Below are 23,129 nucleotides of genomic sequence, written 5' to 3'. Positions count from 1 at the left end.
ATGTTGCTGAAAATGTAGGTGGCTGGTATCGTAAGGATAACCCCACTTTAACTTGACACAGTGATCGGAAAAGAGAACAATGACCCGTAGCAGCTTTGGTGACATTCGTGTTTTTGTCGAAGTCGCGCGCCGCGGCGGCTTCCGTGCAGCGGCCGAGCATCTTCAGCAAGCCCCCGCCTCGGTGAGCGAGGCCATCCAACGGTTCGAGGACCGTCTGGGTGTACGTCTGTTTGAACGGTCATCACGCTCCGTCGTGCTGACACGCGCAGGCGAACAGCTCTATGATAAGAGCCTGCCCGCCATTGTGGATCTGGAAGATGCGCTGGATGACATCCACGCGCAGAAGGACGAGGTCGCAGGCACCTTGAGGCTTTCGGCCCCCTACAGCGCTGGCCCCTTCTTTCTGGATGATCTGGTCGCACGTTTCGCGACTGCATTTCCGACGGTCGATGTTGAAGTCATCTATGATGACAAAAAGGTCGATCTTCTGACGTCAGGCATCGACGCCGCGATCCGTTCAAACACGTTGCTTGGACCAGATACATATGCTGTCTCTGTTGGACCAGAGCTGGAAATGACCATCGTCGGTTCGGCCGAGTACCTTGCGGGAAAGGGGACACCTGCGCATCCGCGCGATATCCTGAAGCACGATGCAATCTGCTATGCCTTTGGCTCGGGCGCTCATCTGGCCCCGTGGGGGTTCGACGGGCCGGAGGGCATGTACACGATGCAGCCGAAACCGCGCATGGTGGCGAACGATATGCGGTCGCTTCTGACCTATGCACAGCAAGGGCTTGGTCTTGCGTATCTGTACAGGGAAATAGCCCTGCCTCATCTGGAAAAAGGTGGCCTGACCGAAGTTCTCAGCGGCCATGTGGGACAGCTTCCGCGCTATTCCTTGAATTACCGCAGCAAGCGGAACATGACGCGCCGGCTCAGAGCTTTCGTCGATATGGCAAAGGCGTAGCGCAAGTCAGGTCTTGGCGCTATCTGAACAAAGCTCCGGATCATCCGCGAGATGGTCAATAAGCGCCCGCACCCGCGTGGTAAGGCGCCTATTCTGGGGGAAGAGCGCAGCAACGGCATAGGGCGAAACCCGATGCTCGGCGAAAAGCTCCACCAGATCACCGGATGTGAAGGCATCCGCTACCGTGTAGGCGGGGCAACGGGCAATTGCAGCGCCTGTTGCGGCAAGCCGGGCTGCAGCTGCGGGCGCGTTCATGCGAAAACGCCCGCGGACCGGAACAGCCTCTTCCTGGCCATTGATATCAAACCTCCAGATGGTCGGCTCGGTCATGTTCCCGTCAAGAATACACTCATGCGTGGCCAGCGCCCGCGGATGGTCCGGCGTTCCGGTGCGCTCCAGATAGGCGGGCGACGCACATACGACCAACGGCATCGGGCCCAGTTGCCGTACCTTGAGCGAGCTGTCGCGCATCGGGCCAATCCTGATGGCGAGGTCAAAGCCCTCCTCAATGATCGACACGCGGCGGTCAGAGAATTGCAAATTAAGGTCCACATTGGGGTGTTTCGCCCCGAACCTTGCCAGCGACGGCGTCAGCCGCAAAGCTCCGAACCCAGTGGGGGCCGAAATATGTATCGCCCCCCTGAGCGAGGTCTGATCGTGTCTGACCCTCTCCTCCAACTCGTCAAAGCCATCAAGAAGCGGCTCACATAGCGCAAGATATGTCGCACCAGCGTCCGTCAAAGAGACACTCCGCGTCGTGCGATTAAGCAACTGCACCCCAAGCGCGTTTTCCAGATCAGCAACATATTTGCTGACCAATCGCGCAGATCGCCCCATACGCTGCGCGGCAATCGTGAAAGAGGCGTTCTTGGCGACAAGCGCAAAGGCCCGCATCCGGTCGATTTTATCCATCTCATTGCGCCCTATCAGGGCTTAAATATACGCCAATTTAGACAATTATCACCGGAATGCGCAACTGGTAGGGCTTGCACATATCTTGAAAAATGACTGGAGACACCGATGTCAAACGCCGTTCGCATTCACCATTTCGCAAAATCAGGTCACGCCCACCGAGCCTTGGTGTTTGCGAAACTCGCAGGGATCGCACATGAGGAAGTTCCCGTAGATCTGGCAAATGGTGCGCATAAGTCGCCTGAGTTTCTGGCCATGAACCCGAACGGGCAGGTCCCCGTCTTGCAAGATGGCGATGTAACCGTATCGGATTCCAACGCAATCCTCGTCTACCTCGCACGGACATATGCGCCGGACTGGATGCCAAGCACTCCGATCGATGAGGCCAATGTTCAACGCTGGCTGACACTTGCGGCAGGCGAAGTTGCCTTCGGGTCCTGTGCCGCACGTCTGATCACCGTTTTCGGCGCGCCCTTGGACGTAGATTTCGCCGATGCAACAGCGACCAAGGCAATGCAAAAACTGGAACATGGGCTGGAAGGTCGCGATTGGTTGGTTGGCGATCGCCCGACAATCGCCGATGTGGCGAATTATTCCTATACCGCCCATGCGCCCGAGGGGAACGTCTCGCTTGACCCCTACCCGAATGTCCGCGCATGGCTCGCCCGTTTCGAAGCCCTGCCCGGGTTTCAGGCCATGCCAGCAACCGCTGTTGGCCTTGCGGCTGAATAAGGGGGGCGGCCATGACATCCGAAGCCCCGCGCCATCCGGGTTTAAGCGATCTGGGGCTATAGCGCTGACGCCGTAACACCAGTAACCGCTGACGCCTTTCAGTCCTAAAGAAAGGCGTCAGCGCAAACACCGCAACACGACCGCTTTTCAGACGAACGATTGGAACACGAAATGGCCCAGATTCATAAATCGCACAAAGGCGAGCTGCGGCTTCAGGAGCGGCGCAATACGCCCAAGGAAATGATCTCCTCCATTCCCCAGTACATCGCCCCTGACATGCCACAGCAGCACGCGGATTTCTTTGCTGAACTGCCTTATTTGCCGCTCGCGACACTGGATCACGACGGGCGGCCTTGGGTGAGCCTTCTGGTTACACGATCGGAGAGTGACCCGTCGGTAGACATCAAAATTTCCGATCAAAACACAATGGAGGTTGTTGCCGAAAGCAACCCATACGATCCCTTCGCGCGGGCATTGATACAGAATCCAATCGCTGGCCATGCACAGAAACTCTTTGCCGGCGTAGGGGTCGATTTCAGCAATCGCCGGCGCAACAAAATCGCCGGACAAATTAGTGCGGCATCGGTTGAAGAGAGCGGAAAAATTAGCCTGCACTTGGCGTCCGATCAACATCTGGGAAACTGTCCCAAATATATTACCGTGCGTGAGTTGGCGTATGAAAAACGCAGTGCAGGCCTCGTGTATGACAGCTTTGAAACCCACACCGCCGCTTTGCCGGATGCCGCCAAAGCCGTTGTGGACCAAGCCAGCACGGTGTTTTTGGCGACAAAGCACATTGCAGATGAGGCCAGTTCTGGCATCAAGACCGACATGGGCGTCAATCACCGCGGCGGCGCACCGGGTTTTACCCGCATCTACGAAGACGCCAATGGTGATGACATCACGACGTATCTGGTTTTGCCCGACCATTCTGGCAATCGCTTCTATCAGTCTTTGGGAAATATCGAGACGGATCCACAAGTCGGACTCGTTTTTCCAGATTTCACGACAGGCAGTGTCCTTTACATTACGGGGGATGCCGAAAACTTGCTTGATGACGATGCAGAAGCACTTATTCCACGCGTGAGCCTGCTCACGCGTATCAAAGTGACAGGTGCCGTCTTTGTTAAAGACGGTCTAAACCTCAAGTTAACATCTCAAGAGCAGTTCTCGCCGTATAACCCGCCGGTCAAGCTCCTGCGTCGGGAAATGCAAGAAATGGGGCATGTACTGGTTGCTCACGAAACCGAAACCCCCATCACAGCCACACTCGCATCGACAGAAACGCTTTCTGAGAGCATCAAGACTTTCAATTTCGAACTGTCACAGCCTGTCAGTACGCCATTGCCCGGCGGGTTCGGTGTCTTCGACTTCTCAAACCTTTTGGGCTCGGGATACAGCCATATGAACGAAGCCAATCCGCAGCTGGTCAACGAAGACTACGTGCGAACTTGGACGATTTCGAATACGCCCGTTTTCGACCCTGGCAGCAACGAGTTTGCTGCCACCAATCAGGTGAGCGTCACCGTCAAAAGGAAACCGGGCGGCTTGATGTCCAATGTTCTTCACGCCAACGCTTACAAACTTATCGAACAAAGGCTGCCGGTTGAGTTCAAAGGTTCTGGTGCAGGCTTTACATGCTTTATGCCGGGTACTCAGAATGCTCCTCCAAGTGTTTCATCCAAGATGCTCTGGATCGCGGGCGGTGTCGGCATTACACCATTTATGGCGATGTGGGACGGTATCCTCCAACTGGCGAACGCTCACCCGCAAACAACGACCGACATCGTCCTCCTGTTTTCTGGTCATGGTGATGACATCAAAGTTCTGAAGCATTTTGTCCGGCAAATTGGTCCTGGCCCAGCCAATGTGAAACTGCGCATTGTGGCGTTTCAAAGCATTGGCGATGATACATTGGTCGCAAAATCTGCACGGGAGGATCTGTGTCTGGCATTTTCTGAGGATGCGCTGCAGATCAAAGAACGTCGCGCGCGGGTTGAAGATATCCAATCCATCTCCGCACTCGACAAGCGAGAGGTCTATATGTGCGGACCCGATGCGTTAATGAGGTGGAGCGAAGCAACCCTCAGCACACTAAACGTCGAAGACGGGCGACGTCATCGCGAGTCCTTCATCTTCTGAGTACAAAATTCATAAAGCCAACGACGATTTTGCCCGCAGTCACTGAACTTTGAACCAAATTTTTGCGGCGCTATCTACGCATGGCTGGTCTATCCACCGCGCGGCAGCACTAGATTTTACACCGACGCAGCATTTCCCATGCTGCATGCGCGCCCAGCGAGAAAACCAAATTCACAGGTTGGGCTCAGCCTGGCCTTTCGCCGCGCAAATCACCAAACTCCGCAACGGGCCGAAAGGGGCGGGCGACACCGTGCGCAGCTCACCGCGAAATCTTAGATAATTTAGTCAACTGTCGTTGCATTCCAGTGGGACCTCAGAATGTATCCCCTTCGGGCACCGGGATCAGCAAGGTGACACGGTCTGGGTTCATTTCTGCGATGATGATGGTCCCATCGCGCTGAACAGCCAATCCGTGACCAAAGGTTGAAAAGGTGCGACAGCGACCGACCAAGTCACCATTCGGAGTATAAGCGGACAGACGCGGGGTCTGATCACTGACCAGCAATAGGCCATCTGGCGTTAGCGCTAGCGCCATCGGCTTGTACAATCCCTCAATCTGACCCAGCCAAGTGCCATCCCCATCAAAAAGCTGAACGCGGTTGTTTTCACGGTCCGCGACACAGAGCCTGCCTTGGCCGTCGAACAACAGGCTGTGCGGGGTCGAGAACGCGCCCGGTTCAGCACCGGGGTGTCCAAAGGTCTTGAGGTGGCGCAGTTCCGGGTCAAAGATGTGAACAGCGCTGCTCCCGTATCCGTCAGCGACATAATAGCGACCGTCCGGACCTTGGGTGCAATCGCAGGGATGGTTGAAGGGGCGCCCCAAGCCCGGCCGCTCCGCGCAGTCCATCCGCGTGATCTCGTGCATCGTTTCATCGAGTAGCACGATCTTGTGGCCATCCATGTCCGTGGCGGCCAATTGGTTCGCAGAGGTGGCGCGCAGCCCGTGACCGCATACGAACTGCGGCAGATCGGTGCCTTCGCCACTCATTGCACCGTTTGGCCCGAGTATGACCAGCTCGGGCGCTTGCCGCCTGAGAACAACGATCCTGTCGCCCAAGACCGCGACATCGGAAAGGCCCGACAGCATTGGATCGCTGACATGGCGCACGCGGTAGCGTTGCGTGCCCAAAGCCACATAGGCGCAAGGGCGTTTCGTCAATGCGCTCACCATGCGCCCTGCAATGTTTCGGCCATGGTGATGAGCATCGCATCCCGGCCCGCCGGAGCAGTCAGCATCAGGCCCGTGCCAGGGTGGCCGGTGATGGGTATGCTGACCGAACAGCCGTCGATCACATTCGCAAGGCTGGTATTGCGCAGCGCCAGCAGGTTGATCCGGTCATAGGTCGCGTCGTCGTTCAGATCATCCAGCTTCGGCGGCATGATGGCTACGCTTGGCAAGGCCACGGGCGTGTCGCCAAAGAGCCGGTCTGCCCGCGCGATCAGTGCTTCCCGCGCGGCTATCGTGCGGGCGAATTCGATGCCGGTGACGCCGTCCGCCCGGGCCATACGCGAGGCGACGCGCGGATCAAGCTCGGTACGTGTCTGGTCAAAATAGGCCCCGTGGTGGGCGCGGGATTCGACTGCCGAGAATTGCCAAACGGGTAGGGCGCGGTAGTCCTCGAAAAAATCGAGGGTCTGTCGTCGTACGCTGACGCCAGATGCCCGAAGCACTTCGAGCGCGGCTTCAAAGGCGTCGACGACTTCGGTATCCAACCCGTCCATGCCGAAGTTCTCCGGCACGATGACTGCGCGCGGTGCAGAGGATGCGGGAAGCGGTCGGTCTCGTAGCACGTTCAAGACCGGCCGCAGCAGGCCAACGTCTCGGGTTAGCACACCGACACTATCCAGCGAATGCGACAGCGGCACCGCCCCCTCGCGAGAGATCGATTGGGCTGTCGCTTTGAACCCGAATAACCCGCAAAAGGCCGCCGGAATACGTGCGGAGCCGCCGGTGTCTGTCCCAAGCGCGATGTCAGCCACACCTCGCGCCACGGCAGAGGCACCGCCCGAGGTCGATCCACCCGCGATACAGCCTTCTTTCAACGGGGTGAGGGGGGTGCCGAAATGTGGGTTCAGGCCAAGACCGGAATAGGCGAATTCCGTCATATTTGCGTGACCAACGAACCCCGCACCTGCACCGCGCAGCCGCGCGACCGCCACAGCGTCCTTGATGGCGGGTGACGCGTCTTTACGGACCAGCGATCCCGCACGGGTGACTTGGCCCCGCACGTCGAACAGGTCTTTGACTGCTACGTTCAGCCCTGATAGCGGCCCTTCGCCTTCGACCGGATCATCGAAGGTGCGGGTGAAATCGGGCGCCAAAGCGCGCGCGCGGGCCGCGTCGAGGAGAGATTGAGGGGTCTGTGTCATCAAATCAGCCTTTAAATCGTTTGCTCTACAAGCCATGTGGCGATGCCGGGGAAAGCCGTCAGCAGGATTACGGCCAGCACAAGGATCAAGAAATAGGGGACGATCATACGAGTGATCTCGAAGATCGACTTGCCTGTCAGGTTCTGGATCACGAACAGGTTGAACCCCAGCGGCGGCGTGATCTGCGCCATTTCGACGACGATGATCAGATAGATCCCGAACCATACCGGATCGATCCCAACGGCAGCCACGGCGGGCATCACAACCGAGGTCGTGAGCACCACGATGGAGATTCCGTCTAGGAAACAGCCAAGCAACACGAAGAACACCGTCAGCACAGCAATCAACCCCGGTGCGCCCAACCCACTGTCAGAGATGATTTCGGCGAGTTGCCCGGGCAAGCCGGAGAAGCTCATGGCCGAAGTGAGAAAGGCCGCGCCCAGCAGGATCAGGCCGATCATGGCAGAGGTGCGGGTGGCCCCCAAAAGCGAGGCGATAAAACTGTCGCGGTTCAGCGAGCGGCCAAAGGCCGCGATGATGAGCGCCCCGGCCACACCGATGGCGGCGGCTTCGGTCGCGGTGGCGACCCCGGCATAGATCGACCCGATGACCCCGATGATCAAACCGACCACCGGCAGCAACATGCGCAGGCGGTGCAGGCGCTCAGCGATCGGTAGGCGGGGTTCGGGGGCGGGCACGCCATCGGGGTTCATTTTTGACCAGATGGCGATATAGCCCGAGAACAGCGCCATGAGCATCAGCCCCGGCACCACGCCCGCAATGAACAGACGGTTCACGGACACTTGGGCCGCGACGCCATAGACGATCATCACGATCGACGGCGGGATCAACAGGCCAAGTGTGCCCGATCCAGCCAAAGAGCCGATGGCGAGACGGTCGGCATAGCCGCGCGATTTCAGCTCGGGCAGGGAAATGCGGCCAACGGTGGCGGTGGTGGCAGCCGATGATCCCGACACAGCGGCAAAGATCCCGCAGCCCGCAACGTTGACATGCGCCAACCCACCGGGCAGCCGCCCGACCCAAGGGGCGAGGCCGGAAAACAGGTCTTCGGCCAGACGGGTGCGGTAGAGAATTTCGCCCATCCAGATGAACAGCGGCAGTGCCGTTAGCGTCCAGCTGGCGGAATGCGCCCACATAGTGGTGCCGAGGATCGCATCGACCGGCGTCGAGGTGAACATCATGAAGATCACGACGCCAGACGCCATCAGTGCCACGCCAACCCAGATGCCCAAGCCCAAAAGTATGAGCAGGGACACGACCAGAACGGCGGATTGCAGAAAAATATCCATGATTATTCGCCCCGACCTTGTTCGTTTGTATCGTCGCTCTCGACCGGCAGGCCGAGGATGAGGCGCAGCGTGCGCTCGGCAAAGGCCAGCGCAAAGAGCACCGACCCCAAAACCATCGCAGATTGAGGCCACCAAAGCGGAACGGCCACCACACCTTGGCTGACTTCGTTGTAGGTCCAGCTTTCGTGGACATAGCCAAAGATCGCCCAAGCGACCCAGCCCATCATCGCGGTGGCAAAGGCAGCGGCCAGAATGTCAGCGATATGTCCCAGACGATCCGGCATCAGCTGGCGTAGCGAGGTGACGCGGATATGATCGCCCCGTATCAGGGTCGCCGGCAGCGCAAGGAAAATCGACGCGCTCAGCCCCCATGCCGCGAAATCATCCGCCGACGGGATTTGACTTCCCATCAGGCGAAGGCCGATTTGCGACAGGATCAGGACCGCGATCCCAAGAAGGGACAGCGCGGCCAAGACTCCGCAAAAGTTGAATAAATGGCGGGTTAGCAACATGGCGGGGGGCTCCGGATTGGTGGGGCGGGCGGGGTAGGGACACCCCTAGCTGTTTGCATAAAGGCCCGGGCGTTTGACAGCCCGAGCCTGCTTGGATCAGTTCAACGCATCGACGATCTTTTGACCGTCTTCACCTGCCTGTTCCAGCCATTCTGCACGCATGGTCGCGGCAATCGTCTCGAAGTCGGCAGCCAGTCCTTCGGGGGTCGGCAGCACGTTCATGCCATTGTCAGCCATTGTATTTGTCGCTTCGGTAGTGGCCACTTCGGCCATCTCAAAGCCACGGGTTTCCGCCAGTTCAGCCGCTTCTTGCAGCGCGGTTTTCACCTCGTCAGACAGACCGTCGTAGGCCCCTTTGTTCACGATCACCATGTTCTTGGGCAGGAAGGCCTGAACGTCATAGTAATGCGACACGAAATCCCAAGCTTGGCTGTCGACACCGGTCGACGGCGAGGTGATCATACCGTTGATGACCCCAGTCGAGAAGGCTTGGCTGATCTCGGAGGTGGCGATGGTGGCGGGAACGGCACCCAAAAGCTCGGCCAGGCGCGCGGTCGATGGGTTATAGGCGCGGAATTTCACCCCGTCGAAAGAGGAGCCGTCGGTCACCTCTTGGTTCATGTAGACGCCTTGCGGTGGCCAAGGGGCAGCGAACAGCAGAACCAATCCATCGTCGGCCAGTTTTTCTTCGTAGATGGGGCGGGAGGCTTCCCAAAGCGCGCGGGCCTCGTCAAATGTCGTCGCCAAAAGCGGCACGGCATCGGCAGAGTAAACGGCGTCTTCGTTGCCAAGGGCCGAGATCAGGACCTCGCCGATGGGAACGATGCCGCGCTGAACGCCGCGCTTCAGTTCGGGGCGCTTGAGCAGGACCGAGTTCGACACAACGTCGATTTCCAGCGCGCCATCCGACAGGCGCGCCACGTCATCGGCAAAGGCGCGGATGTTCTGGGTCAGATAGTTGCCGTCTGGTGCGTCCGCTGACATTTTCCACGTTTCGGCATGGGCCAGACCGGCTGTCAGGGCTGCGATCGCAGTTCCGATGAGAAGGTGTTTCATGTGAGGTATCTCCTGTTGGGGTGGTTTGTTGTTCTTGCCCTGCCGTTGTGGCAGGGCAGTGTGGTTCACTCAGTCTTCTAATGCGGGCAGGTCCTGCGCATCCAATGACCACATCAGGCGGAAGGTTTCGGCCTCGCGCACCGCGCCGCCCAATTGCTCGGTCAATTGGCGCAGGGTCGCTTCGGCGATAGGCTCTGACGTCACATCTATCGCGATGCAAGGGGCCAGAACGCGCCCTTCGATGGTTTCGGACGGCAACGGGGTCGAAAGGGTCTCGTCGGGGATCATATGATGCACGCGCAACACGCCTTCCTCGGCCATCAACTGGCCAAGCACGTCGGCGACGGCGTCGGTATCCATTTCATTCGGCACCAGTTCAATCAGCACCAGTGCGCCGCCCCAGCCAAAGCCGCCCTCTTGCGCGACATGCATCACCCGACGGCGGGTGTTGGACATCCGACCAAAGTTGGTGATCGACCACTGGGTCTGTTTGGTAAAGGCTTTGCGGTAGGCGTCGGAGGTGAAATCGGCAAGGCTGCTGGCGCGGTAAAGCGCAAGGTATCGCCGGGCCGAGCCGGATACCGCACGATAGCGCCGCGCACCGGTGAAGCCCGGAATACGAACGCGCTCCTCCATATGCTCTCTGTCATACCACTGGTTGAAATCTGCTTCATGATCTGGGTCGATATCGCTCCAGACGAAAAGCTGTGCCTGATCGGTTGTACGGATATTGCTCATTCTGCATCCTGATCTTGGACATAGCTTTCCCGTCACGTGGCGGGGCACGGCCCGCCTCCGTCGAGGTGCGGTCAAGCTCTGTCGATTGTTGTTGGGGCACCCTTGCCGAGATGGGGCCCAACGACAAACGGGATTATTCAGGGGGGGGTGATAGGGTTTTCCGATCAGGCCCGTTTCAGACCGCGTCAGGTTGGCGCTGATGACGCTCTGCACAGACCCGCGCAAGATCGGCGATTGCCTTGTAAGTGGCCACATCGGAACTGCGCCGCCAGATGCAATACAGCGGCAGCGGCGGCAGTTCCGCATCGACATCAAGCTCGTAAATACCTGGCCCGGCCAAATCACAGGCCAGTGGCATGGTCGCAATCCCAAGTCCGCGCTGCGTCAACCGCGCAATCGCAGCCATCGAGGTGATGCAATGCACGATCGAAGGCCGCAGGCCGCGATCGCTGAAAAGCGCGAGTACATTGGCATGGGGGCGCGAATTGCGGGTGAAGGTGATCAGCGGGCTGGTGACAACATCAGCGAGGGAGAGTTTTTCGTCGCGCATCCCCTCTGGCCCGAACCAGCCCATGGCCAGTGGCGGCAAGTCGGCGCAAACACAGGTTTGATCGTGGCGGTCATCTGTCGTCAGCAACATATCCAAAGCACCGCGTTCAAAGGCGGCCGCGATGTTCGGCGTTGGCTCAACCGTCAGTTCAAGCTCTAGCCGCGGATAGCAGCGCGCCACCTCTTCGATCAGATCGCAAAGCCAAGTATGAACGACCGAAGATACCAGCCCCAGACGCACCCGCCCCACGGCGGTGGTTGGATCGGACAAGGTGGCGCGCAGATTGCGCTCCGTCGCGAGCATCTCTTGCGCTGTTTCAAGAATCATGGCCCCGGCCACGGTGATCCGGGTGGCGTGAAACTCACGGTCAAACAGGTCGACCTGAAGGTCCGTCTCCAGCGATGAAATCCGACTGGATACCGTTGCTTGGCTGACGTTCAATTGCTCGGCTGCCGCTCGGAAACTTCCCAGATTTGCAACCGTGACGAATGTTTCTAAAAAGCGCGTGTTCACTAAGAGCCTCTATTTCTTGTTTCGGTCGCGAAGGAAGAGGGTAATTCAGCCTGACGGTGAAGTCACCTGTCGTCAAAGAACGCTGGACCAATCAGGTGGTGAGCAACAATTGGGCGGTGAGGGCCCTTCGCTACAGCATTTGTAGATGTCCGGTGTGCGGGACTTAGCTGTCTTTGAGAGTTGTCATACAGACGACCGTTTCACCCAAAAACCGTGTGCATGCGGTAAAAACGGAAAATGTCAGGCGGTTATGAACCAACTCAATTAAGGCTGTCTTGATATTGACATTCAGGACGTGCAGCCGGAAATTTGCAGTGCAGCACGGTGCGTCGAAGAAGATGTCAATTTGTCCAATAGGGCGATGAGCTTGCCGAACTTGCCTCGGTAGGAACGATTTGGCATGCATAGATCAACCGATCGGATAAGAGGTCGATATCTATGAAAAAGTTCATATGGTTAGTTTCTGGCATCGTCGTATTGGGAGGCGCAGTTGCTTCCTGCTCTAATAACGAACGCCTCTTATGCTTTAACCCAACAGGCTATTGTGGGGGAAGCAGCACGCCGGACCCTGATCGCATCGGAGGACCGTCTTGGTTCCTTTGGCAATCCAGCGCCGAGGAAAGATTGGCGTATTACCGTGAGGAATGCTCAACCAGCACCATGCCGATGCCCTCCAACGATGTGACGACATGTGCGCTTGAGCGCATTAAGTATCAGACCCATTCAAATTGCGTTCAGTACTATCTGCCGCCGACCAGGCCCAAGGACGCAGCTGAGGAAGCGCAGCGCAACACGGCTTTTGAACGCTGCAAGCGCGATATTCTCAATCAACATGATTTGTAAAAAGTGATCGGTGCCGTTAACGGCCCAGACCGTCCATTCCCACGTTGTGCCGACGCCGCAGCGCAGGTGCAAAGGTGTGGAACGCGGGACAAACCGAGCTTTCGCTGCGGCTGCGCCAATGACGGACTTCGGAGAATGGGTGTTCAGTCGGCCTTGATTTTCGCGTTCTAAAAGCGGTCATTTCTGGAGCGTCTCGGCTAGAGTGGCAGACCAACGGTAGCTGGCCTGCCCCAGTTCTTTACTCAGGACACTTGTTCGCAAAACCGAATTCTGTTGCCAAATGGGTCATGCACTTGGATTTGCAGGCCCCACGGCAATTCTTCCAAATCAGGACGCCCGAAGGAATACTGCTTATCCGAAAGCTCCTTATGAAACATTCGAACTTTTTGAGTTGGCAAAAATACGTTCGATCCGGGGCTTGCGTCGCCATGATGCTCTGTAAGATGTAAAAGCGCACCGGCACGCTCGACGCCCATGTAGAGCGGCAGTTGCTTTTCTTGACGATGCTCAAATGCGACTTCGAAGCCAAGAAACCCGCAGTAGAACTCTCTTGCTTTGGCCTCATCAAAATGCGGATGATAGGGCTGATTTTACCGAAGTTGATCGCGTTAGAAACAGCACCTTCCAGTTTGGCCGATGCTGTGTCCCAATCTGAATATCCCAACGTGCTTGCAACGAGCTCCAAAGCCTCTGAGTGGGAAATATCTTTGTCGCCTTTGGCCAAGGCTGACCGAAGTTTGCGGGCCATAGATTTGGCCTGATCTACACTGTTCATGATGATCTCCATGCCAGCAAAGTGTTTACGGCGCTCGCTTTACCGACCAAGTGCTGGACGGAGTGTTTGAATTAAACATTAGAGCATTTTCACTTTACCCAACAGGGTGCGAGCGGCTGGCAACACAAACCGAGGTAAGAAGGCCATATTCAGTAAAGTTGGTCAAGAACTGCTTTGTGTGCCCACAAAAAACGCTCGTTTTTGACACGGCCCAAAAACATTCCAATTTATGCTGTCAAAAACCCCTTTCAGAACCCAGCCAGTTGTTGAAGGTTTTTGGGATGCTCGTGAAAGCGGTCATTCGTGCACAAAGCAGCATAGGTAAGTCTGGGCTCAAAGCCGACCTCGGATGCGGCGCAGCATCATATGGTATGATGTCTTGTCAACGTCGGGTTGTCGATGTGGGAGGGCGTGGTGGATCGGAGGATGCATCATGGAAACATCAAACTTACCGGCCATCCGCGCCTTACGCCCAGCCTGGAACAAAGGCCGGATCGTCGGCCAGAAAAGGCCGCTCAAGCCCAAACACGTCTGGGCGATCAGGGTGCGGCTGGAATTGGCCGAGAACCACCGTGATCTGGCCCTCTTCAATCTTGCCATCGACAGCAAGCTGCGCGGCTGCGATCTGGTGAAAATGAAGGTGGTCGATGTCATGGCCTCAGGCCAAATCAAAGAACGCGCGTCGGTTCTTCAGAGCAAGACCCAGAAATCTGTGCGCTTCGAAATCTCCGAAGGCACCCGTGCATCGCTGGCAAGATGGATGCGGGAGCCGCTGATGGTCGGATCCGAACACCTCTGGCCTGGGCGTTTTCACGAACGGCTTCACATCTCTACCCGCCAGTACGCGCGCATTGTGCGTGACTGGGTGACATCCATTGGTCTGGAGGCAAGCGCCTATGGCACGCACTCGATGCGGCGAACGAAGGTCACGCAGATTTACAAGAAGGCAGGCAACCTGCGGGCGGTCCAGCTGCTGTTGGGTCACACCAAGATGGACAGCACTGTCAGGTACCTCGGCGTCGAGCTTGAAGATGCGCTGGTGATCGCCGAAGCTATCGAAATCTAAACCGCTGGGCCGTCGCCACAGACGGCCCATTGTTGCCGTCCGGGTCTTAGAGTATTGCTGCGCAACAGCATGCAGAAAGCCGACATTCCACTGCGGTCGGCGAACGTTCTGATCCTTTGGAAACCAAAGGGCAATCTTCGCGTGTTTGCCGCACCTTCAAACGCGGTACACAACAATCCTTCATGTTCCGTCCAGTTCGGATCAATCTGTTTCGCCCACAGTCCCATCTGACAGCACCGTGAGGAGAGGACACTCTGGACTGTCCGAACCGCTGCACTTCGCAATCGTTTCCGCCAAGACGGCCTCGATGTTCTGAAGATCCATTATCTTCGTCCGCACGACCTCCAGATGATGTCGCCCGCGCTTCTCAACTTCTGCACAAGTATGGCTGCCGCGATCTACCATGCTGAGCAGTCCTCGGATTTCCTCCATCGTAAAGCCCAGTTCACGCGCCCGGATGATAAAGCCAAGCCGCTCGACATGCGTCGGCCCATAGCGGCGGTGTCCAGCGGGGCTGCGCGGTGGGTCGGGCATCAGACCGACGCCTTCATAATAGCGGATAGTCTCAAGGTTGCAGCCGGTCAGGCGTGCAAGGTCAGAGCGTTTAAGGTCTCTCACAACACCGTGATCATCAACCATGCGTTTTCTCCTTGATCCTGTAGTTGCTACAGACCCTATCTTGCAAGTCATCACAGGGCAACAATGAGCAAAGAGATGACAGATCACACCCCCGCGACCACAGACCAGCACGAAGACCGATCCGGTTGGCTCGCCACCGGCGCTGGCGTGATTGGCGCGCTCGCCATGACCTCCTGCTGCATCCTACCGCTTGTTCTGGTCAGTCTGGGTGTGACCGGGGTCTTCATTGGTCAGCTTACCGCCCTTTATGCCTACAAGTGGGTGACTTTGAGCTTCGCGGCAGCGGCGCTCGCCTATGGGTTCTGGAAAGCTTATCGCCCAGTTCCTACTGACGCCTGCGCGGACGGCACCTGTGCGCGCCCAATTGATCGCGGGCTGATGCGCGGGCTGCTCTGGGGCGCTTTGCTTGTCGTGCTTCTCGCCTTGGCCTTTCCGGCACTCTCGCCCTTCCTTTTGACATTCTGACCATGAGGTCTCCCATGAAACTTCTTATCTCCACCGCTGCGCTCATCCTTTCAGCCAGCGTAGCAATGGCCGCAGAGGCCACCACACGCGTCGCTGTTGAGGGGCTCACTTGCCCTTCGTGCAGCTACATCGTCGCCACCGCGATGAAGCGCGTGGAAAGCGTCGAAATCCTTGAGTTCATCGAGGGCGATACGGAAAACGGTCTTTATGTCCTGCGCTATGACAATGGGCTCACCGACCCGGAGGCCATCGTCGCTGCCGTGACCGGCGTAGGCTATGGCGCGTCATTGGCCACGGAGAGCGGATCGTGAAGGAAGCAAAGACACCCGACAACCAGAGCCGTCTGCTCAAGGTTGGTCTTATCGGCACGGTTATCGCTGCCCTCTGCTGCTTCACGCCTGTGCTGGTCATTTTGTTCGGCGTGGTCGGACTGTCGGCGTTGCTGGGCTGGCTCGACTACGTGCTGCTGCCCGCGCTCGCCGTCTTTATCGGCATCACAGTTTACGCGCTCTGGAAGCGCCGTAATTCGGAGAACCCCTCATGAAAGATAGCAGTTCACCCCAAAACGGCCCCTATGATCTCGCCGTGATCGGCGCCGGCTCCGCTGGTTTCTCCGCTGCCATCACCGCGGCCGAAGCTGGTGCGCGCGTGGCACTGATTGGCGCAGGCACCATCGGCGGCACCTGCGTTAACGTGGGCTGCGTGCCATCCAAAGCCCTGATCCGCGCGGTCGAGAGCCTGCACCACGCGCGTGCGGCGGGTCGGTTCGATGGGATTGAGGCCGAGGCCCGCGTGACTGATTGGGCGGCTACAGTTGCGCAGAAACAGGCGCTGGTCGAAGAGTTGCGCCAAGCGAAATACGCGGATGCTCTGCCCCGGCATGAGAATGTTGATTACGTTGAAGGCCGGGCGACATTCGATGATGAAGGCAAGTTGACGGTCGATGGCAGCCTCTTTCCGGCGGGAAAGTTCATCATCGCCACCGGCTCACGCCCGCATGTGCCTGCCATCCCGGGGATTGAGGAGGTCGATACGCTCGACAGCACATCAGCGCTGGAGTTGACCGCATTGCCATCCTCCTTGTTGGTTCTCGGCGCGGGCTATATCGGCGTGGAACTGGCGCAGCTTTTCGCGCGCGCCGGTGTCGACGTGACGCTGGTTAGCCGTCGTGGCGTGCTGCCCGAAGCGGAGCCCGAGGTTTCGGCGGCGCTTGAGGGCTATTTGGCGGACGAGGGCATCCGACTGGTGCGTGCAAAAGGCTATGATCGCATCTCAAAGCAAGGCGCCGCCATCGCACTGAACCTTTCGGATGACCAAGTGCTGACAGCAGAACGGCTCGTGCTCGCAACTGGCCGCGTGCCAAACAGTGACGGGCTGAACCTCGCGGCTGCCGGGATCACGGTGGGTGCGCGGGGAGGCATCGAGACCAACCCTCATATGCGCACCACCAACCCTAACATCTGGGCGGCAGGTGATGTTACTGGCCGCGATCAGTTCGTCTATATGGCCGCCTATGGAGCCAAGATCGCCGCCCGGAATGCTGTGGCGGATGAGACACGCACCTACGACAACGCGACCATGCCTTGGGTCGTCTTTTCTGATCCGCAAGTGGCCGGTGTCGGGCTTAGTGAAGCGCAGGCCCGCGCCGCTGGCCTTGAGGTCGTGACCTCCATTCTGCCACTTGACGCTGTGCCGCGTGCGCTGGCGGCCCGCGATACGCGCGGGTTGATCAAGCTGTTGTCCGAAGCCGGGAGCAAACGGCTGCTCGGCGCACAGATCCTCGCGCCAGAAGGTGCCGATAGCATCCAAACCGCGGCCATGGCGCTGAAAGCCGGGCTGACTTACGAGGAACTTGGCGATACGATCATGCCCTATCTAACCACGGTCGAAGGGCTGAAACTGGCAGCACAGACCTTCGAGAAGGACGTGGCCGCCCTGTCCTGCTGCGCGGGGTGAAGACATGGCAGACCGCTCAAACCACGATTGGCTGAGCACCCGGCGCGACAGCCTGCTTGCTTGGTGGCTCCCCATCGGCGCGATGCTTCTGGCGGTTCCGCTTGCCGATGGTCCCAAAACCGCAATCTGGGTCGCCGCACTGGCTTGGATGGGCATCGCCTGTCTGCGCAATGCCCATCGCTGTGGCCCTGTGCATTGCCGCTAGACAGGACCTTTTCTGCTGGCGATGACACTACCGGTGCTGGCGTATGGCGCAGGCGTGTTGCCGTTGGGCGGCGACGATTGGCGCTGGCTTGGGCTCTCGATCGGTCTCGGCGTGATTGGAATCTGGTGGCATAGTGAACGAATGCTCGGGCGATATCGTTGAGCCTGCGACAGACGCGTTCCGAACTCTCGACTTTAAGGAAATCTCATGACCGAAACACTTGACCTGATCGTCATCGGCGCCGGCATGGCCGGGGTCAACGCTGCGAAAAAGGCCGCGCGTGCAGGCTGGTCCGTCGCCATTGTGGACGAGCTCCCCTACGGCGGCACCTGTGCCCTGCGGGGCTGTGATCCAAAGAAAATGTTGCGCGCCGGGGCCGAGACGGTCGACGCCGCGCGGCTGCTGAGCGGCAAGGGAGTGGCCGGTGACACGCGGATCGATTGGCCCGCGCTGATGCAGCACAAGGAAAGCTTCACCGACCCGGTGCCTGAGAACATGGAGGACGGGCTGACGAAGGCCGGTGTGCAAACCTTGCATGGGTCAGCCCGCTTTACCGCAGCGGATCGGATCGAAATCGATGGCCATGGCGAAATCAAATTCGGTCACGCGCTGATCGCCACTGGCGCGAAACCGCGTCCGCTGGATTTTCCTGGTGCCGAGCGCCTAATCGACAGCACTGATTTCTTAAACCTGTCGAACCTGCCAAAGCGCATCATCTTCGTGGGGGGCGGCTACATCTCATTCGAATTTGCTCATATCGCCGCACGAGCGGGCGCCGAGGTCACGATCCTTGACCACGGCGCACGGCAGCTCAAGCTGTTCGATCCTGATCTTGTCGATATGCTGCTGGAGCGCAGTCGCGCGGCGGGGATCGCAATCATTTCCGAAGCAACCCCCGAAAAGATTGAAGCTGCAGGCAAAGCGCAGCGCATTTTCTACGGCAAAGACGGTAATACTCATGTCAAAGAGGCCGACCTCATGGTTCACGGCGCAGGTCGCATGCCGGCCGTCGATGAGTTGAATCTAAGCGCTGCTGGAATCGAAACCGAGCATGGCGGTGTGAAGGTTAGCCCTTGGCTGCAATCCACCTCCAACCCCCGCGTCTACGCAGCCGGTGACGCCGCAGCCTCCCCGGGCAAGCCTCTAACCCCGGTGGCTGTCTTCGAAGGCAAGATCGCCACTTCGAACATGCTGAAAGGCAAGCAGACCGAGCCGGATTACACAGGCGTGCCCAGCGTGGTGTTCACCATCCCCGAACTCGCACGGGTCGGCATGCTGGAAGAAGAAGCGCGCGAGACCGGCGATGTAGAGGTATCATTCACAGATACTTCCGGCTGGTTCTCCCAGAAACGTCTGGGCGAGACCCATGCAGGTGCCAAGATCATCTCGAATTCAGAGGGCAAGATCTTGGGCGCGCATATGTTCGGTCCGGACTACGCGGAACTCATCAATATCTTTTCTTTGGCAATCAAGCTGGGGCTCACGGTTGATCAGATCAAGACGATGCCCGCGGCATACCCAACGGGGGCGTCGGACATCGGTTCGATGCTCTAAGGTCGCCGAGTTGCTGCCAACCCCCGCTTCGAGAGCATGCGACGCGGCACCCTAACATGACCAAAAGGACGTCATAAACCAGTATGTCAGATGCATTGCGCGAGCGTCTGCTCTTAATGTCGCGGGGGGGCTCTCTTGCGCCCGCAGCGAACGACCGCTTTCCGCCGATTCTGTGGAAAAACTAACGTTTGCAAACGCAGAAATAGTTGTTCCAGATCCGGCGCGTGCGCCTTTCCTATCAGGCTTTGCGCGTTTGCTGCGGCGCAGGAAAGATCTTAGCAAGTTTCCGGAGGTTTTGGACGGTTGCGGCGAGGAGGAATTCATCATTTGCGCCGCATGGACCACGTAATCGGAGCCGCCCCAAGCCAAGGATGCGTTTGAGGTGCGCGAAGAGCATCTCGACTTTCTTTCGCAACCGCATCGAGATCGCATACTGTTTGGTTTTGGCAATATCACGGGCGGCCTGCCGGGCATCTTCGTGTTCTTCGCGGGTGATCTTGCGTGCATCGGCTTTCGGACAGCACTTCATCTTCGATGGGCAGGCCTGACAGGTGTGTTTCAAAGCCTGATACTTGGCGACGCCTTTGCCGGTGGGACCACGGTTTGGATCTGAGTAGTTGCGGCGGAATTGCTTGAGCGGCTGGCCTTCCGGGCAGATGTATTGGTTGTTCTCAGGGTCCCATTCAAAGTCGGCGCGAGACCAGGTGCCGTCAGTCCATCCAGCTTTATCCAGCACTGGAATGTGGGGTTTGATGTTACGATCAACCAGCCATCCCAACATTGGCCCTGATCCATAAGCAGTGTCTGCGATCAGTCTTTCTGGATCAATGTCGTGCCGGTCCTTGATGCGATCCAACATGGTGCGCACTGACCCGACCTCTGCCTGCCGGATCGACCGCGTTCCCTCAACGTCCACGATGACGCTATGGTCGGTATCAATCAGATAATTGGTAGAATAGCTGAAGAACGCGGGGCCTTTCCGAGCTGCGGTCCACTGGCTGGCGGGATCAGAATGGGACGTAAACTTGGCTTCAACCTCGGATGCTGCACCAAAAGCCGCGTCATCCAAGACGTTGAGATATTCCTTCACCGCACGCGGCGCATCTTTTGGATCGATGGCACTGCGGTCCCAATCTTCCTTCGGTGTAGAGTTCTGTTTGTTCGCATCAGCCTCAATCAGGCTGACACCTGCCGCAAGGCGTTGCCCGCTCACCAAGCCATCAGCGATACACCGTGCAACGGTCTTCTCGAACAGGTGGCGCAGAAGTTTGCTTTTCTGAAAGAGCCCGTGCCGGTTCTTGGAGAACGTCGAATGGGGACTATCCTGAATTTTGTGCGCTGACGTGGTAACTGCTCACAGAGGAGACCCACGTATGAGCATCGACAAAGACTTGCTAGACCGTCTGATGGAAGGGCGTTCACCCGGTGACCTGTTTGGCAAGAACGGCATCCTGGCGGAGCTGACCAAGGCGCTGGCGGAACGCGCGCTGAGCACAGAGATGGATGTCCATCTCGATGAAGAGCGCGCAGATGATGCGTCTGAGGGCCAGAACCAGCCGCCCAATCGGCGCAATGGCAGCAGCCAGAAGACCGTGACCATGGACAGCGGCAAGGTGGTTCTGGACATTCCCCGCGACCGGAACGGCACCTTCGATCCGATGCTGATCGCGAAGTATCAGCGGCGCTTTCCTGAATTCGACCGCAAGATTGTCAGCATGTATGCCCGGGGAATGACGACCCGAGAGATCCAGGGGCATATCGAGGAAATCTACGGCGTCGAGGCCTCGCCCAGCCTGATTTCCGCGATCACCGACGCGGTCATGGAGGAGGTCACCGCCTGGCAGAACCGCCCGCTGGATCCCTGCTATCCGATCGTCTTCATGGACGCGATCCGGGTCAATATCCGCAGCGACGGGGCGGTCTCGAACAAGGCGGTCTTCGTGGCCCTCGCGGTGCTGCCGGATGGCACGCGGGACGTTCTGGGCCTGTGGTTTCAGGCCAATGAGGGCGCGAAGTTCTGGGCCAAAGTGCTCAGCGACCTGCGCAACAGGGGCGTCCAGGACATCCTCATCACCGTCGTGGACGGGCTGAAGGGCTTTCCCCAGGCCATTGAGGCCGCATTCCCCCAGACTCGGATCCAGACCTGCATCGTCCATCTGCTGCGCCATTCCATGAACTTCGCCAGCTACAAGGACCGCAAGGCCGTCGCCGCCGCCCTCAAGGCGATCTACACGGCCGTGGACGTCGAGGCGGCAGAACTGGCTCTGGCTGAGTTCGAGGACAGCGATCTGGCAAGGCAGTATCCGGCGATCGCGCCGAGCTGGCGCCGGGCCTGGAACGAGGTCATCCCGTTCCTCGATTACCCGCCCGAGGTCCGCAGGCTGATCTACACCACGAATTCCATTGAGGCCTTGAACTCGAAAATTCGCCGTGCCGTCAGAACCCGAGGTCATTTCCCAAGCGACGACGCTGCGGCGAAATTGATCTATCTGGCGCTCAATGCTACATCGACCGAGTGGAAGCGTTCGGTCCGCGAATGGCACGCTGTCAGATCTCAGCTTGCCATCATGTTCGAAGACCGCTTCCCGATGGCGTAAGAAAACGCGTCACGCACAAAATTCTGCACAGTCTCGAAGGAATGCGTGGCTGACCTAACCCTTGAGAACCGTCTGCTCAAAAAAAGCATGACAGGGGCTGGGGAGTTCGAGGAATGAGGTATCCAGCAACCGAGAAGTTGGAGATCATTCGCACAGTTGAAGGGTCGCATCTGCCAACCAAGAAGACCCTTGATATGCTGGGCATCCCGCGCACCACATTTTACGGACACCTCTCACACATGCTGCGCATGTGCTGCCGGTCAGCGGGATATGGCCGATATGTCGAAGGTGGCTTTGATACCCTGGCAGATCGTTCGCCACGTCCAAAGTCGGTCTGGAACCGCATTCCTGATGTCCGCCGTGACGATCTGATCGAGTTTGCGTTGGAGCATGAGGCACTGACCACACGCGAGCTGGCCGTTAAATATACCGATGAGAAGCGATATTTTGTCTCTGAATCATCGGTTTACCGCATCCTGAAAGCCGCTGATCTGATTACTGCGCCGGACTACGTGGTGATCAAGGCCGCCCCCTCTCGGCAGATTGCTTTGCAATCGCCTGCCGGGCAATGGATGAGTTCACGGACAAGACCACCGCCATCAACCAGATGTGGCAGACTGACTTTACCTACTTCAAGATCATTGGCTGGGGCTGGTATTACCTGTCCACCATCCTCGACGACTACAGCCGCTACATCATCGCCTGGAAGCTCTGCACGAACATGCAGGCCGAGGATGTGACCAGCACGATCGAGCTGGCGCTTCAGGCATCGGGCTGCGACCAAGCCGTGGTCCGACACAAACCCCGTCTGCTCAGCGACAACGGCTCCTGCTATATCTCTGGCGATCTGGCCAAATGGCTGACCGATCAGAAAATGGACCACGTTCGCGGGGCGCCATTCCACCCACAAACCCAGGGCAAAATCGAACGCTGGCACCAGACCATGAAGAACCGTGTTCTGCTGGAGAATTACTACCTGCCCGGTGATCTCGAACAACAGATCGGGGCCTTCGTCGACTACTACAACAACCAGCGCTACCACGAGAGCCTGAACAACGTCACACCCGCCGACGTCTACTTTGGACGGGACAAAGCCATTCTGAGAGAAAGGGAGAAGATCAAGAAACTGACGATCCGACAGCGCCGCTTGCAACATCAAAAACAAGCCGCATAATCAATCACGCAACCGAACCAGAGCCTCCAATGTTCAAGCCGCTCTGATGTCCC

General features: G+C 58.1%; 21 protein-coding genes and 3 pseudogenes. 13 read left to right on the top strand and 11 right to left on the bottom strand.

Annotated features, from left to right (window positions below):
• Positions 1-79 precede the first annotated feature (79 nt).
• On the top strand, positions 80-967 hold the full coding sequence (locus AB1495_RS15885) for a LysR family transcriptional regulator (RefSeq protein ID WP_074637476.1): 888 nt from the start codon (positions 80-82) through the stop codon (positions 965-967).
• Between the two features lie 6 nt (positions 968-973).
• Here AB1495_RS15885 and AB1495_RS15880 read toward each other — a convergent pair whose 3' ends face one another.
• Positions 974-1,879, bottom strand: coding sequence for a LysR family transcriptional regulator (locus AB1495_RS15880; RefSeq protein ID WP_074637474.1), 906 nt, complete (start codon positions 1,877-1,879; stop codon positions 974-976).
• Between the two features lie 108 nt (positions 1,880-1,987).
• On the opposite strand from AB1495_RS15880, the gene AB1495_RS15875 reads away from it, so the two are divergent.
• Positions 1,988-2,611, top strand: coding sequence for a glutathione S-transferase family protein (locus tag AB1495_RS15875; RefSeq protein ID WP_064215666.1), 624 nt, complete (start codon positions 1,988-1,990; stop codon positions 2,609-2,611).
• 171 nt (positions 2,612-2,782) lie between these two features.
• The gene (locus tag AB1495_RS15870) at positions 2,783-4,753 is read left to right on the top strand and encodes a pyridoxamine 5'-phosphate oxidase family protein (protein WP_074637472.1); all 1,971 of its coding nucleotides are present in this window, start codon (positions 2,783-2,785) and stop codon (positions 4,751-4,753) included.
• Positions 4,754-5,066: 313 nt separating this feature from the next.
• On the opposite strand, the gene AB1495_RS15865 is transcribed toward AB1495_RS15870, so the two are convergent.
• The 7 genes from AB1495_RS15865 to AB1495_RS15835 all read right to left on the bottom strand — a co-directional run bounded on the left by AB1495_RS15865 (position 5,067) and on the right by AB1495_RS15835 (position 11,802).
• Positions 5,067-5,921 (bottom strand): peptidylglycine monooxygenase, encoded by an 855-nt coding sequence (locus AB1495_RS15865; RefSeq protein ID WP_159431875.1) that lies wholly within the window; start codon positions 5,919-5,921, stop codon positions 5,067-5,069.
• Complete coding sequence (locus AB1495_RS15860; protein WP_074637468.1) at positions 5,918-7,123, bottom strand: amidase family protein; 1,206 nt, start codon at positions 7,121-7,123, stop codon at positions 5,918-5,920. Before AB1495_RS15860 ends, AB1495_RS15865 begins: the two co-directional genes overlap by 4 nt.
• A gap of 11 nt (positions 7,124-7,134) precedes the next feature.
• Positions 7,135-8,433 (bottom strand): TRAP transporter large permease, encoded by a 1,299-nt coding sequence (locus AB1495_RS15855; RefSeq protein ID WP_074637466.1) that lies wholly within the window; start codon positions 8,431-8,433, stop codon positions 7,135-7,137.
• A 2-nt stretch (positions 8,434-8,435) separates the two neighbouring features.
• Positions 8,436-8,906: a TRAP transporter small permease gene (locus AB1495_RS15850; RefSeq protein ID WP_159431874.1), complete on the bottom strand. Its 471-nt coding sequence runs from the start codon at positions 8,904-8,906 to the stop codon at positions 8,436-8,438.
• 135 nt (positions 8,907-9,041) lie between these two features.
• A complete protein-coding gene (locus tag AB1495_RS15845) occupies positions 9,042-10,001 on the bottom strand; it encodes a TRAP transporter substrate-binding protein (protein WP_074637462.1) in 960 nt (319 codons plus the stop codon).
• A 69-nt stretch (positions 10,002-10,070) separates the two neighbouring features.
• Positions 10,071-10,739, bottom strand: coding sequence for a DUF4286 family protein (locus AB1495_RS15840; protein ID WP_074637461.1), 669 nt, complete (start codon positions 10,737-10,739; stop codon positions 10,071-10,073).
• Positions 10,740-10,914: 175 nt separating this feature from the next.
• Positions 10,915-11,802 carry a LysR family transcriptional regulator gene (locus AB1495_RS15835; protein ID WP_074637460.1) on the bottom strand — a complete coding sequence of 296 codons (888 nt, stop codon included), beginning with the start codon at positions 11,800-11,802 and terminating at the stop codon, positions 10,915-10,917.
• Between the two features lie 438 nt (positions 11,803-12,240).
• Between AB1495_RS15835 and AB1495_RS15830 the strand changes: the two genes are divergently transcribed.
• Positions 12,241-12,645, top strand: coding sequence for a hypothetical protein (locus AB1495_RS15830; RefSeq protein WP_139283845.1), 405 nt, complete (start codon positions 12,241-12,243; stop codon positions 12,643-12,645).
• 242 nt (positions 12,646-12,887) lie between these two features.
• Here AB1495_RS15830 and AB1495_RS15825 read toward each other — a convergent pair.
• Positions 12,888-13,420, bottom strand: a pseudogene (locus AB1495_RS15825) (glyoxalase superfamily protein).
• Positions 13,421-13,853: 433 nt separating this feature from the next.
• Here AB1495_RS15825 and AB1495_RS15820 point away from each other — a divergent pair.
• Positions 13,854-14,486, top strand: a complete 633-nt coding sequence (locus AB1495_RS15820; protein WP_074637457.1) for a tyrosine-type recombinase/integrase — start codon at positions 13,854-13,856, stop codon at positions 14,484-14,486.
• A 201-nt stretch (positions 14,487-14,687) separates the two neighbouring features.
• Here AB1495_RS15820 and AB1495_RS15815 read toward each other — a convergent pair whose 3' ends face one another.
• On the bottom strand, positions 14,688-15,125 hold the full coding sequence (locus AB1495_RS15815) for a helix-turn-helix domain-containing protein (protein ID WP_074637455.1): 438 nt from the start codon (positions 15,123-15,125) through the stop codon (positions 14,688-14,690).
• Between the two features lie 75 nt (positions 15,126-15,200).
• On the opposite strand from AB1495_RS15815, the gene AB1495_RS15810 reads away from it, so the two are divergent.
• The 6 genes from AB1495_RS15810 to AB1495_RS15785 all read left to right on the top strand — a co-directional run bounded on the left by AB1495_RS15810 (position 15,201) and on the right by AB1495_RS15785 (position 19,305).
• On the top strand, positions 15,201-15,590 hold the full coding sequence (locus AB1495_RS15810; RefSeq protein WP_039911262.1) for a mercuric transporter MerT family protein: 390 nt from the start codon (positions 15,201-15,203) through the stop codon (positions 15,588-15,590).
• A gap of 14 nt (positions 15,591-15,604) precedes the next feature.
• Positions 15,605-15,901 (top strand): heavy-metal-associated domain-containing protein, encoded by a 297-nt coding sequence (locus AB1495_RS15805; protein ID WP_074637453.1) that lies wholly within the window; start codon positions 15,605-15,607, stop codon positions 15,899-15,901.
• Entirely contained in the window at positions 15,898-16,134 is a 237-nt protein-coding gene (merF, locus tag AB1495_RS15800) for a mercury resistance system transport protein MerF (RefSeq protein ID WP_074637451.1), read from the top strand. The genes AB1495_RS15805 and merF overlap by 4 nt, the downstream gene beginning before the upstream one ends.
• A complete protein-coding gene (merA, locus tag AB1495_RS15795; protein ID WP_074637450.1) occupies positions 16,131-17,546 on the top strand; it encodes a mercury(II) reductase in 1,416 nt (471 codons plus the stop codon). Before merF ends, merA begins: the two co-directional genes overlap by 4 nt.
• A gap of 4 nt (positions 17,547-17,550) precedes the next feature.
• Positions 17,551-17,751, top strand: a complete 201-nt coding sequence (locus AB1495_RS15790) for a hypothetical protein (RefSeq protein ID WP_244269048.1) — start codon at positions 17,551-17,553, stop codon at positions 17,749-17,751.
• A gap of 207 nt (positions 17,752-17,958) precedes the next feature.
• On the top strand, positions 17,959-19,305 hold the full coding sequence (locus AB1495_RS15785) for an NAD(P)/FAD-dependent oxidoreductase (RefSeq protein ID WP_074637448.1): 1,347 nt from the start codon (positions 17,959-17,961) through the stop codon (positions 19,303-19,305).
• Between the two features lie 238 nt (positions 19,306-19,543).
• On the opposite strand, the pseudogene AB1495_RS15780 reads toward AB1495_RS15785, so the two are convergent.
• Positions 19,544-20,638, bottom strand: a pseudogene (locus AB1495_RS15780) (transposase); the annotation flags it as partial.
• Positions 20,639-20,678: 40 nt separating this feature from the next.
• Between AB1495_RS15780 and AB1495_RS15775 the strand changes: the two are divergent.
• Both AB1495_RS15775 and AB1495_RS15770 read left to right on the top strand, forming a co-directional pair.
• A complete protein-coding gene (locus tag AB1495_RS15775) occupies positions 20,679-21,902 on the top strand; it encodes an IS256 family transposase (protein WP_197145911.1) in 1,224 nt (407 codons plus the stop codon).
• Between the two features lie 36 nt (positions 21,903-21,938).
• Positions 21,939-23,076 (top strand): annotated as a pseudogene (locus tag AB1495_RS15770) (IS3 family transposase); the annotation flags it as partial.
• Between the last annotated feature and the right edge of the window lie 53 nt (positions 23,077-23,129).

It is taken from the genome of Sulfitobacter pontiacus, from assembly GCF_040790665.1.
Taxonomy (GTDB): Bacteria; Pseudomonadota; Alphaproteobacteria; order Rhodobacterales; family Rhodobacteraceae; genus Sulfitobacter; species Sulfitobacter pontiacus.
Note: the sequence above shows the minus strand (reverse complement) of the source record. Positions and strands in the feature narration are given on the sequence as shown.